This is a genomic window from Pacificitalea manganoxidans (assembly GCF_002504165.1).
Lineage (GTDB): Bacteria > Pseudomonadota > Alphaproteobacteria > Rhodobacterales > Rhodobacteraceae > Pacificitalea > Pacificitalea manganoxidans.
The window spans coordinates 11,675-28,936 of sequence record NZ_CP021408.1; the positions used below are offsets into that span (position 1 = coordinate 11,675).

The following is a 17,262-nucleotide window of genomic DNA, read 5'->3' on the forward strand; positions in this document are numbered from 1 at the left end:
GGCCCGCGCGCGCGCCGATCTCCCGCCTCGGCCCTCCTGCCCCAGACATACGCGCAGGGATCCGCCGGGGCCGCGACGTCAAGATGACAGCCCGCCCCTGCCGCGCTATCCCCTGCAAGATGAAATTCCTGCGCCGCTTCCGTGCTCCCGATCCTGGTCCCGCAGTCTTCGCGCCGCTTGCGCCGGAGGCTGCGTTTTGTGCCGTGGGCGATATCCATGGCCGGGCCGATCTGCTGGACCGGTTGCTGGAGAAGCTGCACGAGCAGGCCCCGCCTGACGCCGCCTTTGTCTGTGTCGGCGATTACGTCGATCGCGGCGAAGACAGCGCCCGCGTGCTACGCGATCTTCAGGCGTTGAGCGTGGCGCATCCCGATCACGTCACCTGCCTGATGGGCAATCACGAAGAGATGCTGCTGGGCTTTCTCGACCGGCCCGAACAGGCGGGGCCGGGCTGGCTGCGCCATGGCGGCTTGCAGACCTTGGCCAGCTTTGGCCTGCCCGCCCCCGCCGGGGCCACCCCCACCCCCGCCGCATGGGAAGACCTGCGCAACCAGCTGCGCGCGGCCCTCGGCGCGGATCTGGAAACATGGCTGCGCGCCCTGCCCCTGCAATGGCGCAGCGGCAATGTCGCCGTGGTGCATGCGGGCGCCGATCCGGCCCTGCCGCTGGAGGCGCAGACCACGCGCGCGCTGCTTTGGGGGCATCGGGATTTCGCCACCACCCCGCGCCGCGACGGGCAATGGGTGCTGCACGGCCATACCATCACCGACATGCCGCAGATGCAGGCCGGGCGCATCGCCATCGACACCGGCGCCTATGCCACCGGGCGGCTGACCGCCGCGCTGGTGCTGCCCGGCATGGCGGAGCCGCGCTTCATCACGACCTGAGCAAAAAAACAACCCAAGGTTGATTTTGTTTCGCGTGCGAAACATTTCGCCCCTCCGCGCGGGCCATGTCGCTCCCCGACACCACTTTGCCCCAAAACCACCCTGCCCCGGCGCGTTCCCCCGGCACGGCCCCTCAGCCGTGAGCCGTCTTTGAACCGTCTTTGACCCCGCGCCCACAGGCGCGCGCAGACGCGGACAGGCGCGCCTCCGGCCCCGGCCGGTGTTATCGAAAAATTAACCACACCCGGTCTCTCCTGAGCGAAATCCCTGCCCTCAGACCGGAGCCTGCCCCATGCCGCGACGTGCCCTTATCACCGGGATCACCGGACAGGACGGCTCCTATCTGGCGGAGTTCCTGCTGGCCAAAGGATACGAGGTGCACGGGATCAAGCGCCGGGCGTCTTCGTTCAATACCGGGCGCATCGACCATCTCTACGAAGACCCGCACCGCCCCGATCCCGGTCTGCATCTGCATTACGGCGATCTGACCGATGCGGCCTCGCTGACCCGGATTCTGGCGCAGACCCGGCCTGATGAGCTCTATAACCTCGGCGCGCAAAGCCATGTCGCCGTCAGCTTCGAGGCGCCCGATTATACCGCGCAGGTCAATGCGCTCGGCACCTTGCGGCTGCTGGAGGCGATCCGGTTCTTGAAGCTGGACACCCGGATCTATCAGGCCTCCACATCCGAGCTATACGGGCAGGTGGCCGAAACCCCGCAGCGCGAAACGACCCCGTTTCACCCCCGCTCCCCCTATGCCGTGGCCAAGCTTTACGCCTATTGGATCACCGTCAATTACCGCGAAGCCTATGGCATGCATGCCAGCAACGGCATTCTCTATAATCACGAAAGCCCGCGGCGCGGCGAAACCTTTGTCACCCGCAAGATCACCCGCGGCCTGTGTCAGGTGGCGCAGGGGCTGGAGCCCTGTCTCTATCTGGGCAACCTCGACGCGCGGCGGGACTGGGGCCATGCCCGCGACTATGTGCGGATGCAGTGGCTGATGCTGCAACAAGACACCCCGCGCGATTACGTCATCGCCACCGGGCAGCAACATTCGGTGCGCCAGTTTCTGATCTGGGCCGCCGAGGGGCTGGGGCTGGAACTGGCCTTTGAGGGCAGCGGCGTGACCGAGCGGGCCCGCGTGGCACGGATCACCGGCGATCTGGCGCCGTCGCTGCGCATAGGGCAGGTGATCGCCCGGATCGATCCGCGCTATTACCGCCCGGCGGAGGTGGACAGCCTGCTGGGCTGTGCCGCCCGCGCGCGGGAGGATCTGGGCTGGCAGCCAGAGATCACCGCCCGCGCGCTTTGTGCCGAAATGGTCGCCGCCGATCTGCAGGAGGCCCGCCGCGACGCGCTGCTGCGCGCGCAGGGCTGGCGCCCGGACCGCTGCGCGATGGATGGCACGGCCCCCCCGCCGCAGCCCGCCTTGCGCAGCCCCGCCGCGCCCCGCCCCAGCACCCTGACCCGGAGCGGCGCCGCATGAGCGGGTTGGGGCGGGTTTTTCTGGCCGGGCATCGCGGTATGGTGGGGCAGGCCCTCGCCCGGCATCTGAGCCATCACGAGGTAGAGGTCATCACCCGGCCCCGGATGCTTGTCGATCTGCGCGACGCCCGCGCGGTGCGGCATCTGCTGATCCGGGAACGGCCCGATACGGTGATCCTTGCCGCCGCGCGGGTGGGCGGGATCGGGGCCAATGCCGCCGATCCGGTGGGGTTTTTGTGCGATAATCTGGCCATTGCGCAATCGGTGATCCCCGCCGCGCTGGAGGCCGGGGTGGAGCGGCTGCTGAACCTTGGCTCGTCGTGCATCTATCCGCGCGCCTGTGCCCAGCCCATCGCGGAGGAGGCGCTGCTGACCGGCAGGCTGGAGCCCACCAACGAAGGCTACGCGCTGGCCAAGATCGCCGCGATCCGCCTGTGCGAGGCGATCAACCGCCAGCATGGCACCGATTACCGCACGGTGATGCCCTGCAATCTCTATGGGCCGGGCGATTGTTTCGACCCGGAGCGCGCGCATGTGCTGCCTGCGATGATCCGCCGGTTCGCCGGGGCCGAACGGGAGGCGCCGGTGACGATCTGGGGCAGTGGCACGCCCCGGCGGGAATTCCTGCATGTCGATGACATGGCGGCGGCGAGCCTGTTCGTCATGGCCCTGCCGCGCCCGGTCTGGGAGGGCGTCACCGCGCCCGACAGGCGGTTTCTCAATGTCGGGGCAGGGGAGGATCTGAGCATTCTGGAACCGGCCCGGCTGGTGGCGCGGGCGACGGGGCATCGCGGCGAGATCCGCACCGATCCCACGCGCCCCGATGGCACCCCGCGCAAGCTGCTCGACACCCGCCGGCTGCACAGCCTGGGCTGGCGGCCCCGCATCTCGCTGCGCGAGGGCATTGCCGCCACGCTCAACTGGTATCGCCGCCACGGCGACACCCGCCGGCTGGAGCGGCTGGGGTAAGGGGCGGCGCGCTTGTTTTAGCTGCTCCGCCCGCTGCGCGCTCAGCCCATGAGGGCTGCGTTGGGGCGCGACGATGCGGGAACCTGACAGTCAGTGGAATGTTTCGCACGCGAAACAATTTCGCCCTTAGGTTGCATTTTCGCGCCGACACATCTCTAGGAAGATCAGCGGCGCCGGGCCAGCCAATGCTCCAGATCCAGCAAAAACGCGGCATCGACGCCGGGACCGCTCAGCCGGATGATGCCGGTGTCAGGCTCGAAATCCGCATGAACCGCAGCCCGGCTTTCGGCCTGGCGGTTCTGGGCGCGCGGGGCGGCTGGCTGGCGCGGCGGGGCAGGGGGGTTAGAGTCTGACACCCCCGTAACAGGCACGGTTTCGGCAGGAATGTCGGGATCGGCAGCAGGGGCCATGGCGGGGCTGCCGGTCTCGGCCGCGATCAGGGCCAGTTCCTCCTCGGCGCTGGCGGGGGCGGCGTCCTGCAACCGGGTGATGAGCCGAGCGGCATGGCCCTGATCGGCGGCCAGATAGCGCGCCAGATCAAGCCCGGCCTTCTCGGACAGCGCGGTGGGAAAGCGCAACACCCCGTCAAGCGCGGCCACCACGGGCACGAAGCTTTTGATCTTCGACCGCTTGGCGCGGGAGACATGTTTGAACAGCGTGGTCAGCGCTTCTTTCTGGCTCAGATGCACGCCCTGTTCGACCGATTTCAGCACGATGCGCGCGCGCTCGTAATAGCTCAGATCGGCGCGGATCTCGTTTTCCTCGACCATCGCGAGATAGGCGTCGGAGGCGGTTTTCGGGCTGCGGATCACGGCCAGAACGGTGGCGTCCTGCGGCGCTTCGCCTGCCTCGCCCGACAGCTGCAACAGCGCGGCCATGCGCCGCCAGCCCGCGATCAGACCATAGCGAGGGCGGGCGCTTTCGCCGCGATCCACCACTTCGATCGGGGTTTGCTGGCCCCGGTCGCGCAGACTGTCGGTGAGCGCCTGCAATTCCTCCGCATCGGCGGTGAGCCGGTCGCGGACCAGATGCGCGGCGTCGACCTGCAACAGCGGCAGACGTTCGACCATCCGGCCTTCGGCGCGGCGCTGCGCGACCTCCTGCGACAGTTCCGACAGCGCCGCACTGGCCGATGTTTCCCCCGCCACATCGGCAATCGGCGCGCGGCTGCGCGGGGCCGGGTTCGGCACCGGGTTCGGATTGAGCCGAAACATGGTTTTCGTCTCGAGCGGGCCGGGGGCCTCCGGCGCGGCACCGGCGGCAGGCTCTGCAGCCGAGGTCAGGAAATCGGCACGGGGCGGGGTCAGGCGGCGGCGCTTGGCCATGTCAGGCTCCTTTCACATGAACGGGGAGCGGCAGGGTGGAGGCAACAAGGTTAAGGGCGGCTTGCCCCGGCGCGCGGTGGCAGGTCATGGCGCAACATCCCCCTCGGCCCCGACATCCGCCCCGGCGGCCAGTTCATCACGCCGCCATGCCCCCAGAAGCAGCCGTTTGAACGCGGCATAGGTGGCGTCGAATGTCTCGCGCCCGCGGACATAGGTCTCGCGGTTGAAATCGCGGTAATCGGCCTCGTAAATGCCCGAGACCTGTTCGCCCGCCTGTCCGATCAGGGCGGTGTAATCCTGCCGGTGGGGCGACAGGGTCTGCCCCAGATAGGCCTGCATGAGCGAGGTCAGTTCCCCCTGCTGGGCGCTGTCATAGCGGGTGACCACGGCGCGCACCGCATCCCATTCAAAGGCCAGCTCATCCCGCCCCAGCGCGCGGGCAGCCATGTTTTCGCCGTCCTCGATCGACTGGAAGGTGGAATGCAGCATGTCGAAAAACCGCCCCGTGGAATCGAATTCCAGAAACGAGGCGCCAAGCGGCACCAGCAGGATATCGGAGGCCGCGAGCCCGTTGATGGTGAGATAGCCAAGCGCGGGCGGCGTATCGAGAAACACCACGTCATAGGCGTCGAGCACGCCGTCGGCTTCGAGCATGTCGGTGAGCGCGTCCCACAGTTTCCAGCCACGGGCCTGCATCCGCCAGACCGGGATCTGGAATTCCGACCAGTAGAGATTGAGCTGCGCCCCGATGAGATCGATATTCGGCCAGTGGGTGGTCTGGATCAGATCGGCGGCGGTGACCTTCAGCGCCTCGCCCAGCGTATCGTCGAGCGGGATCGGCGGCTCGCCCCGGTCCAGCCGACCCTGATTTTCCCGGCGCAGATATTGCGCGTAATGGCGCGCCAGAAGCGGGAACACGGTCTGCCATTCATCGGCCACCTGCCCGCCAAAGATCGAGGTCATCGAGCCCTGACTGTCGAGATCGATCACCAGCACGCGGTAGCCGTCGAGGGCGGCGGACATGGCCAGATGCGCGGCGGTCGAGGTTTTGCCCACCCCGCCTTTGAAATTCGCCACGGCGACCATTTTCGCGGGCAGACCTGCGGGGCGGTAGGGGCGGTATTCCTTGGCCTTGGAGCCTTCGGTCGCGAAATGGGCGCGCAGGCGCAGCACCTCGTCGAGGGTAAACCATTTGGCGCCGCCCTCGGTCTCCGACAGGCCCTGCGGCAGATCGGGATTGGCCTTCAGCACCCGGCGGAAATGCGGTGTGGCCACGGGGATCAGATAGCGGGTAATCTCCCACGTGGAAAACAGGCGCAGCTGTTTGCGCCCCGTTTCGTCCATCCCGCGGGAGGCCAGATCCGCCCGGCCACGACCGCAGGCCTCGGCGATTTCGGCGAAGCGGGCGGTGCCGACGGGGGCGTCCAGGTCGCGCAAGGCGCGGTCGGGGTCGATGTTGAAATAGGGCGGCTGGCCGCTGTCGCGCGCGGTGTCACGGGCCCTGTCCCGGCTCTGGGTCTTGCTTTGGACCATTGCGGATGCCCCGTCATGTGCTGCGTTTTCGCCAACATACCCGAAAACACGACATATGGAAGATGGCGCAGCATCCACACTGGATTTTCTAGGCATTTCCAAGGCTTTTCAACCGCTCTGCGGGGTCGGTCCGGGGCGCTTTTGTAGGGGGGTCCATTTTTCTGCAGTGTTATTATTGTGTTATCTATTGTGTTACGGGTCCGGGGTGCTGTCGCTAACCGGCTGAAGTCATTGGCGGATTTGCCCTTGATTTTGGCCTGCCCGATTCCAAACCCACGCTAGGGCGACTCTGAACCCACGTTGAAGCGATTCCGAACCCACGTTCTTGGCGCTGGACCGGGGCGGGGGGGCTGCCTAGGGTGGGTGTCAATGAAACCACGATATTGAATCGGGCAGTGATGGCAGGTGCGGGCAGCAGCGCGGGCGCTCTCGCGGCGGGGAAATCCCTGCTGCCGGATCGACACCCGCAGATCGATTTTTTTCTGTGCGACATCTTCGATGCGATCCCCAAGGACGACATCGCGACGATGGAGCATCCGGTGTTTTCGCTGTCCACCCGGCCCGACCGGCGGGTGCTGGACTATGTCCATAACGGCACCCGGATCGAGGTCACGCCTTCGGTCAAGGGGCTGGCCACGATCCATGACAAGGACATCCTGATCTTCTGCGTCAGCCAGTTGATGGCGGCGCTGAATGCGGGCCGGGCGATCGGGCGGACGGTGACCCTGCGCGCCCATGATCTGTTGGTGGCGACCAATCGCGAAACCAGCGGCGATGCCTATCGGCGGCTGCGCGAGGCGTTCGAGCGGCTGGCGGGCACGCGGATCACCACCAATATCGTCACCGGCGATCATGAGGTCACCAGCGGTTTCGGTCTGATCGAAAGCTGGGAGATCACCCGCCGCACCCGGGGTGGGCGGATGGTGAGCGTGACGGTGACATTGTCGGACTGGCTTTACCGGGCGGTGATGGCGAAATCGGTGCTGACGCTGAGCCGCGATTATTTCCGCCTGCGCAAACCGCTGGAGCGGCGGATCTATGAGCTGGCGCGCAAACATTGCGGGCGGCAGGAGGCATGGCGCGTCTCGGTCGAGGTGCTGCTGAAGAAATCGGGCTCGGCCAGCCCGCGCCGCGTGTTTCGCCGGATGCTGCGCGACATGATCGCCGCCGGACATCTGCCCGATTACGACATGGCCGAGGAGGAGGGCGACGTGATCCGCTTCACCCGGCGCGGGCGGCTGGTGGAAGGCCCGGCAGGCCCCGAGGCGCCGCCGCTGTCGCCCGAGGTTCTGGAGGTGGTGCGAGATCTGCTGCCCGGCGCGGATGTCTATGCGCTGGAGGCCGAATGGCGCGCCTTCTGGGCGAGTTCGGGACGGCCGCGCCTGCGCTCCGCCGATGGGGCGTTTCTGGGCTTCGTGCGCAAGAAGATGGGCTGAGGCTGACCCCGATCGGGGCCAGTTGCGTGTTGGGGCCAGTTGCGTGTTGGGGGCAGCGCCCGTTCCGGGACAAAGAGCGGGCGCTGTCCGCATCACGCGGCCCCGAAGCTACACCGGGGCAGCACGGGGCCGGCACTGGGGCGGGCGCGATCAGCGGGCAGGGTATGAACGGCCCCCCCCACGCACGCGACCTGCGCGCACGCCGCGTCAGGGCCGGGAGGATGCAGGGGGGGGACCGTTTTCCTGCGCGGGGAGGGTCAGACCTTCTCGCCGATGAAAAGGCGCGAATAGACCTGCACGCAGGCAACACCGTTTTCCTCCCACAGAAGATCCCCCTGCACGACGCTATAGGCGCCGGTGCGCACGCAGCCGAATTGCCGGTCACGGGCATGGCCGCGGATCTGCGCGGCGCGGGCGGGATGGGTCGGATGCAGGGTCATGGGGAAACCTCCGGAAAACGAAACAAGGAGGGCGGCGCCTGAGGAGAGGGGAGCACGGCGCCGCCCGGGGGCTCACTTGGCAAAGATCCGGCGGATCTCGGTGTCGAAGCTGGCCCAGGTGATGGTGGCGCGGTTGCCGGCATGGCCGTGGTAGTAGGAGCGCCCGTTGGCGAGGGGCAGGCCTGCCCAGATCTGCGCGAGGTTGCGCATGAAGGCGCGCCGCCCCAGCTGCCCCTTGCGGAACGCGGTAAAGCCCGCCTCCTCCAGCAGCATGTCGGCCAGCGCATCCTGCACGGCGGGGGTGAAACGGGTGCTGCCTGCAAGCCCGGCCTGACGGGTCAGGCGGCGCAGGGTCTTGGGGATGAACTGATAGCGTCCGATGGCATGGTGCTGGCCGGGGGTGGCGCGGGTCCATGCCTCGATCTCGGCGAGGGTCATCTGGGTGGGTTTCTTGGCCGGGCGGATGCGGGCGCCGTATTGCACCGCGTCATGGCCATCGCGCCGGGCCTCGGCATAGCCCACCAGATGGCGCAGGCGGGCGGCGCGGGGATCGGCGCGCAGGGGCGAGAATTCCAGCTGCCGCGGCGCGCCTTTCGTGCTGAGCCGGTAGGTCAGGCGCGGCGGGGCGGCGGCCTCGATCGGGCGCAGGCCGAGGGCGAGGCTTTCGATATCCTCCCAGCCATTCCAGAAAGTGATGTCGAGCGCGGGCGCGCGATCCCAGCCAAGCGCGGCATCGCTGGTGCGGCCCAGCGTGCGGGCGGAGACGGGGCTGTCGCCGCCGGGAGAGACGACGCTCATATGCAGGCCGGTGGCGGCGTGGCCGGGCTGCGGCATCAGCAGCAGACCCGCAAGCACGAGACCCGGCAATTGCAGCAGCGGATGCCGGGGCAGCCGCAGCAAAGCGGCGCCGCGCGGCGCAAATGAGGGGGCAGGGGTAGACACAGGGGCGTAAGGTGGCAGCATGACGTTCTCCGATAAGCGCAGTCGCCGGCAAACCCCGCAGGGGGCGGGGACCGGCCGGGGCGCCGGTGAAGGGGGTGGGGCACGAAAGCAGTATGACCCCGCCCGGCTGCGCAGGTCACAGGCGCAAGCCGACAGGCAGTGGCGCGAAGGTATAGGGCGCCTGTTCACAAGAGGTGAACGCCCCCTCGAAATTTGCCCCCCTGCGGCGGAGTCCGTGCCTCGCAAGACCCGCGAGGCGAGATTTTTGCAAAGGATTTTAGCGACGCCTGCCCGCCCCAGCGCGCGCCCCACATAGGGCGGCGGGATTCGCCGGGGATTGGCCGCGCGCGGTTCGGGCCAAGAGGCCTCGGGACATCCGCAAGATCCGGGCCGGCGCAAGATCCGGGCAGGCGGCAGATTGCCCCGCCGCGCGCCGTAAAATCCGCCGTCGAACGTAAGGGTGGTTAAATCCGGTTCCGATCTTGCAAGATGCCCAGAGCGGCACCCGCCCCCAAAAAGGAGTTAGCTCATGTTCGACCCCGCGCGTTTCACCCCCAAAACAAGGAGCGTTCTTGGGGCGCTCGTGGCCTTGGCCGGGACCGGCGGCACCGGCTCGGCCCATGATATAACGGATGCGATTTTCACGGAGCGGGTCGGAAGCTGCGCGGACTATGTCGCGGAAAACACGGCGACGGCCACGGATGTGCAGCAACAGCAGCGCTACGCCGCCAGCACCCTCATCACCACGGACGGGACCACCTGCACGATCAGCTCCAATGCCGTGCCCAACCACGATTTCAATGCGACCGGCCAGTTTGCCCATCCGTTTTCTCCGCAGGAGCAGAGCTACACCCTTCCTGCGGACCCGCGTGCCACTGAGACACCGACAGCCTTGAGCCTGCAGACGGACAACGCCATTTTCCTGAACGGCGTCAAACTGGACCTGATGGCCGCGGGATGTTTCGGCGTGGGGAACGGCTTTATCGGCTGCAACGACATGGCGACGCCTTACAGATACGATCCGATGGGACCGGGCGGCGAATTTGGCACCGATGAGCATAACGCCCACACCCAGCCCGACGGCACCTATCACTACCACGGCAACCCGATGGCCCTGTTCGAGCAGGCGACCCCAACGGCGGCCTCGCCCGTGATCGGCTTTGCGGCGGACGGCTTTCCGATCTTTGGCAGTTACATCAACGACAATGGCACCATCCGCCCGGCCACGTCGAGCTACCGGCTGAAAACGGGCACGCGCCCCGATGGGCCGGGCGGGACATATGACGGCACCTTTGTCGACGATTGGGAATATGTGGCAGGGTCGGGGGATCTGGATCAGTGCAACGGCATGATACAGGACGGCGTCTATGGCTATGTCGTCACCGCGTCCTACCCCCATGTGCTGGGATGTTTCACCGGGACACCCGATGCGTCGTTCAACAAGCCCCCGCCGAACGAGGGCTGAGGATCGCGGAAGGGGCAAAGCCGGACGGCGGACACGGGCGGGGGGCGGCGGCGACCTTCAGCGCCTGACCTGCATGTGCCGTGTGTGTGTCATGCATGTGCCGGGTCCGGCTTTCTCCATCTCGGCCCGAGGGGCTGTGCGACCCGAAATGCCGCTTTAGTCCCTATCCGCGCGAAGCTGCCCCAGGGGGCGGCCCCTCCGGGGGAAGGTTTTTTTGGGGGGGATTGTCGGGCCACATCGCAGATGCGCATGCGATGTGACCCGTCCCGACCATGAAAGGCGCGCCTGTTGAACGATCTCCGGGCCTGTCCCGGAAGGCCAGCCCGGCATGCCCCTGACATACCGCACCGACCCCTGTGCCCCGGTCATGCTTGGTCACATGCGCCGGTCACGTTCTCACGTCACCTCACTGCCGACATATGCCGGTCACTGGCCGAGAAACTTGTCCAGCCTGTCCCACAGGCTGTTGTCGAGAAGGAGGTTGAAGCGCAGGTAGACGCCCTCCTGATAAAGATCCGCCTGACCGGCCACTTCGCCGCGCAGGCTGTTATAGCCGATGGCCAGCAGCACGCCTTCGGTCGGGGTGACGCCGAATTCGGCGCCAAAGCCGATCGAGGCATGGCCGTGACTGTCCCAGAGCCGCGCGACATTGAGCCCGAACTGGAAGCGATCCTCGCCAAATTCCCAGTTCAGCCCGGCTTGCAGCAGCTGGGTGGTGGCGGAGATGTCGGTGCCGTCCTCCCGATCCTCGGGGGCGGGCAGTTCGACGCGCTGATGCTGTCCGGCATATTTGCCGTTCACGCGCAGATCCTCGTTCATCTCGTAGCTGGCATCGACCGACCACATATGGGTTTCGGTGCGGGCGTATTTCTGCTCCAGCCGGTGCTCATACCAGCCCAGAACCTCCAGCCGGGGATTGGCGATGGGGCGATAGGCGGCCCCGATGCGGCTGCGCATGCGCCGGCTGTCGACGGTGTCGCGCTGATCGAGCGCGATCCGGGTCCGTCCCAACACCGTCAGATCGGGGGTGACCTGCCCGGCCAGACCGACGCTGGCGTAATAGGTGTTGCCGCGCTCCTCGATGGTGGTGTCGAAATCGGCATCCCCGACCCAGCGGTCATCGAAGCTGCCCCATTTGGCGCCAAGCGCGAGGCTGGTCAGCTGGTCCGCGCCGCTGTCGACCAGACGGGAATGTTCCAGATCCACGCGGAAGGTGGTCAGCTCGCTATAGTCATAGGTCGCGGCGACGCCCTGATGCAGGGTCTCCTCCAGCGCGCCGGGGACGCGGCTGAATTCGGTCCGGCCTTCGAGCCAGTCGGTGAGTGTATATTCGAACCCGACCCGGCTGCGATTGCCCACGCCCTCATCGCCAAAGGTGAATTCCACCTCCGCATAGGCGCGCCAGCCCGGTTCCGGCTCCCGGTAGAGACCGAGCGTCAGTTCCGCCGGGGCGCGGGTGGCGGGATCGCCGCCGATCGGCAGCCGCAGGCGGGTGCGGATGGTGCTGTCGGGGCGGGTGCGCGGGGTCCAGTGGCTGCCCAGCACCAGCGCGGCGCTGGTTTCGGGGTCGGCGCGCTCTTGCCGGGTGCTTTCGACCTCGATCCCGATTTCGCCGCGGAAGCGTTCGGTGAAGCGATGCGCATAGAGCAGTTCGGTGGTGAGCCGTTCGCTGCGCGCGACCCGATCCTTGACGTATTCCGCCGAAAGCGACAGGTCGCCGCCATCGTCGAGCGCGAGCCCGTAGCTGAACCGCAGCTGGGTGGTGCCCGCCCGCGCAAGGCTGCCTTCGGCTTCGAAATCCCGGCCCGAATGGACCGCCTCGAAGCTGAGGCTTTCGCGTTCGGTGCGGCGCTCATAGGACAGGCGCGCGGCGCTGCCCGCGATGCCTTCGGCATTTTCGGAGCGCGCGACCTCGGCCTCCCACAGCCCGCCGGTGTGATCCTCATGGCGGATATAGGCGGCCTGCAGGCGGCTGCGGGCGGGATTGTAGAGCGGCGCATCGGCCTGCACCGCGCGCACCCCCACGGAGGTGGTGTCGGTCAGGGTGTAATTGACCTCCCCCCCATAGAGCCAATAGCGGTCGGCGCTGTCCTCTTCGGCCTCAAAGGTGACGCGCACCGAGACCGGATTGCCGTCGCCGTCGAATTGCCGCACGGGCGCATCGAAGGTGATGGTGTCGCGGAAGAAATCCAGCAGGTAATCGGTGCCGCGGCGCAACGGCGTGGCCGACAGGATGTCGCCGCCCTGTTCGTCGCGCACGAGGATCTCCACCTGTTCGGAGCCCTCCACATAGCCATCGAGCGTCAGGTCATAGGGGCCCGAGACCCCGCGGCCCGCGAATTCCACGATCTGCCGGTCCTGCGCGGTGCGGGCCCCGAACACGGTGACGGAGACGCGGTCGTTTTCCCAGTGCCCCTTGGCGCCGGTGACGACCCGGCGCAGCCCGCCCAGACGGAAGGCGCTGCTTTCCGGCTCGATCGAAATGTCGCCATAGAGGATATAGCTGCGGCCCTTCTCGACCTTGACGAAGAGGTTGCCGGAGGATTGCGCGTCATAGCCGCGTTCGGAATTGTCGCCATAGACCGGGTAGTATTCGTCGCCGCGAATGTCGCGGAACAGGCGGTCTTCGGTGTCGCGGTCTGAGCTGTAGCGCAGGGTCAGCAGCGCGTCGCCGCGAATGGCGCCCTTGAGATAAAGCTCCCCGCGCAGGCCGGTGGTGGTGTCCTCGAAGCCGCTGAAACGGTCGGCGGGCAGCAGGCCCGCGCCGGTGACATCGCGGTTGCGCCGGTCGCCAAGCGCCACTGCCCCCTCGATCACGCCGATCATCACCCGTTCGTCCAGATCGGGGGTGAAGGTGATGCGGGTCTCGGCCTGGCCGAAGCCGCCGGTGACGGTGAGCGTATCGGGCCCGGAGACCTGCGGCGGGATCAGCCCGAACGTGGCCTCGCCATTATCGATATAGGCCTGAATGCCGGGGGTGCCGGGGCGGATATCGGTGACGTCCCACAGGGCCTTGCCGGCGCGCAGGGTGACGGTGCCGGAGGCGGGCACGGGCAGGCCGCGCGCATCGAGAATGCGGACCACGACGGGCAGGACCGAGGCGGGCGCGGCGGGCGCGGTTTCGGGGGCGATGATTTCCAGCCGGGCGGGATCGCCGGGGGCGGTGATGCGGATCTCCTGACGCAGACGTTCGATGCCGAAGCCGTCATTGCCCAGCAGGGTCAGGCGGTTTTCGCCGGGGGCGAGCCGCACCGCGACGAATTCCATCGCCTGCACGTTGTTGCGTTCCCATGTGGTGTGCTCGCCCACCCGGTCGGCGCCGATGCGGCGGCCATTGAGCAGCAGCGCGAGGGTCAGGTCGGCCTTGCCCTTGATGCGGATGCTCTGGGTGCGCCGCGCGACGGTGTCGCCATCGGCCAGATCGAGAAAGCCGGGCGCCGGGTCCAGACCGCGCACCATCCGGGCCAGCGGCTGACGCTGGGCGGCGGGTTTCTGGGCCAGCGGCGTGGGCGCGCGGCGGGCGGAATCGGCCCCGCCGGGGGCGGCGGCGCCACCGCGGGCGGAGGTATCGGCGGAAGTATCGGCGGGGGCGGGATCGTTGGACGCGGCGGCCTCGGCCAGCATGCCGGGGGTCAGCTGCGTGGTGGTGGGCAGGCCCGCTTCGGAGCGGGAGCTGCGCGTCGGTGCCCGCGCCCCTTCGATCGGCAGATCGCTGGCGGTCATGGTCATGGGGGTCGCGCCTTCGCGCAGCCGGGCGCGGCGGGTGTCAATCTCGGCCAGCACGGCGGGGGTGCAGGCGCGCACGGCGAAATGCTCGGCGCGCATCTCGCCCCGGCGCAGCGGCACCACGCGGGAGCCGCCCCGGCGCAGGTCGTTGCTGCGGGTGATCTGCACTTCGGTGCCGCGGGGCAGGGTTTCGGGCTGCACGAGGAAGGCATGGGTCACCGGGCGCAGGCCGGGCAGGGAATATTGCCCGTGGCTGTCGGTGACGACGAAAAGCCCTTCTTGGGTGACGATGCGGACGCCGGGAATGCCCGGCTCATGATCGGCATGGGCGGGCGCGGGGGCGTCGGGTTCATAGGTGTCGCGCGGCATGATGCCGTCGCGGATGCCATTGCCGTTGCAGTCGAGGAAAACCGAGCCGATCACCGTGCCCTGCCGGGCAAAGACGCCGCCGGAATTATCCAGCCGCACGGTGGTGCGGGCCAGAGGCGATTGCTGCAGCACCCCGGTGCCGGCCTGACGCCCGGCCAGAAGCGCGGTGTTTTCGTTGCGGCCCTCGCGGGCGGCGGCGGTGAAATGCAGCAGATAGCTCAGCTCATAGCGCTCAAGCGGCAGCAGATTGCCCAGCTCGAAGATCATGTCGCCCTCGGCGTCGCGGACCGGATCGGCCAGCACCGCGCCATCGAGCGTGACCGAGCCCGCGACGAGTTCGGTGCCGAAAGGGGGCCGGTCGAAGATCTGCGCGTCGATCAGCGCCTGATGCATGTTGTTGTCGATCTCCAGCGTATAGAGCAGGAATTCCCCCTGCCCGATGCTGTCACGCTCGGCGCTTTTGCGCAGGGCGAGGGGCGCGCCGTAATAGGGATCGACGGGAATATCGGTGATGGCCACGACGCCGCCCTCATGGGCGAAGCTGGCGCCGAAGGCCGCAGGCAAGACCTGCCGCCCATAGCCCGGGAAATCCAGCCGCACGGAAGGAAACACCCATTCCGGCGCATCGAGCGTGGAGATGCGGTAGTCACCCGCCTCGACGCTGCCAAAGGCATAGAAGCCGCGCGCGTCGGTGACGGTGCGGGCCATTTCGCGCCCGCTGCCCATCTCGACCAGGACAAGGGTGATGCCCTCCACCGGGTCATTGGTGACGGAGTTGAAGAGGAAATTGCCCGGCTCCACCAGCAGCATGTCTTCGAGCAGGGTATTGCCGCAGCGCGCCAGCGCCTGAATGCGGTCGCCCTGATCGCTGGCCATCACGCCATCGCCGTGCACCGGCACGGTCATCCGCGCCAGCGGCACCGGCGCGGTGCGGAAAAGCCCGGTATTGGGGCCGGTTTCTCGTGCCGCCACGGTTTCGATATCGCCGGTCACGGTGCTGCGCAGGGTGACGGTGACGACATCCACATCGAGGCTGACATTGCACGCGCCGCTGACGATCTGCAGGCGGGCATCGGCATCGAGCGCCCCATAGGGGGCATCGGCCCCGGTGACGGCATCGATGAAGGTCAGCGTGGCAGGCTGGCGCGCGGCCAGCGCATAGCTGACCCGGTTGGAATTCAGCCCGACCTGTTCGCCTTCGACATCGAGATAGGCCTGTGCGGTGTTGTCGATGGTGACGGCGCCCAGCGACGGTTCGACCCCGACCGAGAAGGACAGATCGGTGGAGCGGCCCACGGGATAATCGCCCGCGTGGAAAAAACCCACCGCATCGACCATGCCCGGATCGGCGGGGGGCGTGGTCTGATAGTCCTGCGCGCCGGCATCGCGGAGGTGATACAGCCCGGTCATGCCGCCGGTTTCGAGGATCTCGGCGAAGACGGCATTGCGGGGGATTTCGTCGCGCACCAGCACGCCGGTGACCTGCTGCCCGTCGATGCGCAGCGGCGCGTCCTCCACGCTGTCATATCCCGCCACCGCGCCTTCGGAATTGTTGCGCAGACGCAGGCCGTAGATCAGCGTATCGCTGCCGTTCGTGTCATCCATCTGCAGGCGCTGGTTCTTTTCGATCTCCAGCCCGCTGACGACGATGGTGGTGTGGCCAGTGCCTTCCCCGGAGAGTTCGGTCTGGCTGGTGACGCTGAGCGAGGAGGCATTGCCCACGAGGATCGCGCTGAACCGGTCGCCCGGCTGCGCGGAACTGGAGACGCGGAAGCTGTAGATGAAGCTGAGCCTGTCGCCCGGCTCCATCGTGAAGCTGGTGGGCGCGGCGGCAGGGGTGGCGGCAAAGGTGGCCGGTGCAGCGCTGCGCGCGGCAAAGGCGGCCGGTGCAGCCGGGGCGGTTTCCGTTTCCGCGTCGATGACCGGCTCCTGCGGATCGATCACGCCATTGCGGTTTTCGTCATGGATCAGCTCCGCCGAGCCGATCAGCCCGGTGGCGCCCTGCAGGCGCATGCTGGGGGTCATTTCCAGCGTGACATTGCCGGTGTTGCGGATCTCGTAATGATACTGGTCCATCGCCCCGCGAGAGAGCACCAGATCGGTGAAACCCGTGACCTCCATATCCGGCACTTCGGCCACGAGCGCCTCGACCGGGTTGGAGCGGACGGTTTCGCGGATGCCGAGCGCGGCGTTGAAATAGCTGCCCTCGGCGATGTTGCGGATCACGGTCCCGGCCGGGGTCGGTGCGGCCTGCGCCGCAAATCCCAGACCAAAGCCGAAGCCCGGACCAAAGACAGTGCCGAAGCCAGAGCCACCAGTGCCGAAACCGGGCAGGGCGGCAAAGAGGAGAAGAGCGGTCGCGGCGCTGCGGATCGGCCTGTCGGCGATACGGAGGGGGCGGGCACTCATCTTCCGAAGAAAACTGCGCATCAGTTCGCTCCTTCGAGGATGAAAGGGCGCACGGCCGGAGCGGGCCGGGCGAAAGGGACGGGGCGGGGCCTGCGCACAGGGGGCGGCGCGCTGGCGGGAAAGAGAGGGGCCGGGAGGGGGGCCGACATGGGGGCAGAGGCGTCAGGGAGAGGGGCAGAGACGGAGGCGGAAACGGAAGCGGGGGCAGAGCGCGGCCCCGGCACGCAGCGCATGGGGCAAGAGCGGAGAGGGCGGCGGAAAAGCGGGCGGGTG

The 17,262-nt window shown here is 67.6% G+C and carries 10 protein-coding genes; 5 read left to right on the top strand and 5 right to left on the bottom strand.

Annotated elements, in window-relative coordinates; genetic code table 11:
• Window positions 1-83: 83 nt before the first annotated feature.
• The 3 genes from CBW24_RS17555 (at window position 84) to CBW24_RS17565 (ending at window position 3,344) form a co-directional block, all read left to right on the top strand.
• Window positions 84-887 carry a metallophosphoesterase family protein gene (locus CBW24_RS17555; RefSeq protein ID WP_232530372.1) on the top strand — a complete coding sequence of 268 codons (804 nt, stop codon included), beginning with the start codon at window positions 84-86 and terminating at the stop codon, window positions 885-887.
• A gap of 292 nt (window positions 888-1,179) precedes the next feature.
• Entirely contained in the window at window positions 1,180-2,376 is a 1,197-nt protein-coding gene (gene gmd / locus CBW24_RS17560) for a GDP-mannose 4,6-dehydratase (RefSeq protein ID WP_097374561.1), read from the top strand.
• On the top strand, window positions 2,373-3,344 hold the full coding sequence (locus tag CBW24_RS17565; protein ID WP_097374562.1) for a GDP-L-fucose synthase family protein: 972 nt from the start codon (window positions 2,373-2,375) through the stop codon (window positions 3,342-3,344). Before gmd ends, CBW24_RS17565 begins: the two co-directional genes overlap by 4 nt.
• A 164-nt stretch (window positions 3,345-3,508) precedes the next feature.
• Here CBW24_RS17565 and CBW24_RS17570 read toward each other — a convergent pair whose 3' ends face one another.
• Together CBW24_RS17570 and CBW24_RS17575 are read right to left on the bottom strand one after the other, a co-directional pair.
• Window positions 3,509-4,669, bottom strand: coding sequence for a ParB/RepB/Spo0J family partition protein (locus CBW24_RS17570; protein ID WP_097374563.1), 1,161 nt, complete (start codon window positions 4,667-4,669; stop codon window positions 3,509-3,511).
• 84 nt (window positions 4,670-4,753) lie between these two features.
• The gene (locus tag CBW24_RS17575) at window positions 4,754-6,202 is read right to left on the bottom strand and encodes an AAA family ATPase (protein WP_088664938.1); all 1,449 of its coding nucleotides are present in this window, start codon (window positions 6,200-6,202) and stop codon (window positions 4,754-4,756) included.
• 398 nt (window positions 6,203-6,600) lie between these two features.
• Here CBW24_RS17575 and CBW24_RS17580 point away from each other — a divergent pair, with 398 nt between their 5' ends.
• Entirely contained in the window at window positions 6,601-7,638 is a 1,038-nt protein-coding gene (locus CBW24_RS17580) for a replication initiator protein A (RefSeq protein ID WP_097374564.1), read from the top strand.
• 257 nt (window positions 7,639-7,895) lie between these two features.
• Here the strand turns inward: CBW24_RS17580 and CBW24_RS17585 are convergent, their stop codons facing one another.
• Both CBW24_RS17585 and CBW24_RS17590 read right to left on the bottom strand, forming a co-directional pair.
• Complete coding sequence (locus CBW24_RS17585; RefSeq protein ID WP_088664936.1) at window positions 7,896-8,078, bottom strand: hypothetical protein; 183 nt, start codon at window positions 8,076-8,078, stop codon at window positions 7,896-7,898.
• Between the two features lie 72 nt (window positions 8,079-8,150).
• Window positions 8,151-9,041, bottom strand: a complete 891-nt coding sequence (locus CBW24_RS17590) for a lysozyme family protein (protein ID WP_097374565.1) — start codon at window positions 9,039-9,041, stop codon at window positions 8,151-8,153.
• 508 nt (window positions 9,042-9,549) lie between these two features.
• Between CBW24_RS17590 and CBW24_RS17595 the strand changes: the two genes are divergently transcribed.
• Window positions 9,550-10,485 (top strand): YHYH protein, encoded by a 936-nt coding sequence (locus CBW24_RS17595; RefSeq protein ID WP_097374566.1) that lies wholly within the window; start codon window positions 9,550-9,552, stop codon window positions 10,483-10,485.
• Window positions 10,486-10,911: 426 nt separating this feature from the next.
• On the opposite strand, the gene CBW24_RS17600 is transcribed toward CBW24_RS17595, so the two are convergent.
• Window positions 10,912-17,010, bottom strand: a complete 6,099-nt coding sequence (locus CBW24_RS17600) for a carboxypeptidase-like regulatory domain-containing protein (RefSeq protein ID WP_097374567.1) — start codon at window positions 17,008-17,010, stop codon at window positions 10,912-10,914.
• Between the last annotated feature and the right edge of the window lie 252 nt (window positions 17,011-17,262).

Coding starts and splice junctions, on each gene's coding strand:
- CBW24_RS17555 (WP_232530372.1), top strand. CDS start 84: ATGACAGCCCGCCCCTGCCGCGCTATCCCCTGCAAGATGAAATTCCTG.
- gmd (WP_097374561.1), top strand. CDS start 1,180: ATGCCGCGACGTGCCCTTATCACCGGGATCACCGGACAGGACGGCTCC.
- CBW24_RS17565 (WP_097374562.1), top strand. CDS start 2,373: ATGAGCGGGTTGGGGCGGGTTTTTCTGGCCGGGCATCGCGGTATGGTG.
- CBW24_RS17570 (WP_097374563.1), bottom strand. CDS start 4,669: ATGGCCAAGCGCCGCCGCCTGACCCCGCCCCGTGCCGATTTCCTGACC.
- CBW24_RS17575 (WP_088664938.1), bottom strand. CDS start 6,202: ATGGTCCAAAGCAAGACCCAGAGCCGGGACAGGGCCCGTGACACCGCG.
- CBW24_RS17580 (WP_097374564.1), top strand. CDS start 6,601: ATGGCAGGTGCGGGCAGCAGCGCGGGCGCTCTCGCGGCGGGGAAATCC.
- CBW24_RS17585 (WP_088664936.1), bottom strand. CDS start 8,078: ATGACCCTGCATCCGACCCATCCCGCCCGCGCCGCGCAGATCCGCGGC.
- CBW24_RS17590 (WP_097374565.1), bottom strand. CDS start 9,041: ATGCTGCCACCTTACGCCCCTGTGTCTACCCCTGCCCCCTCATTTGCG.
- CBW24_RS17595 (WP_097374566.1), top strand. CDS start 9,550: ATGTTCGACCCCGCGCGTTTCACCCCCAAAACAAGGAGCGTTCTTGGG.
- CBW24_RS17600 (WP_097374567.1), bottom strand. CDS start 17,010: ATGCGCAGTTTTCTTCGGAAGATGAGTGCCCGCCCCCTCCGTATCGCC.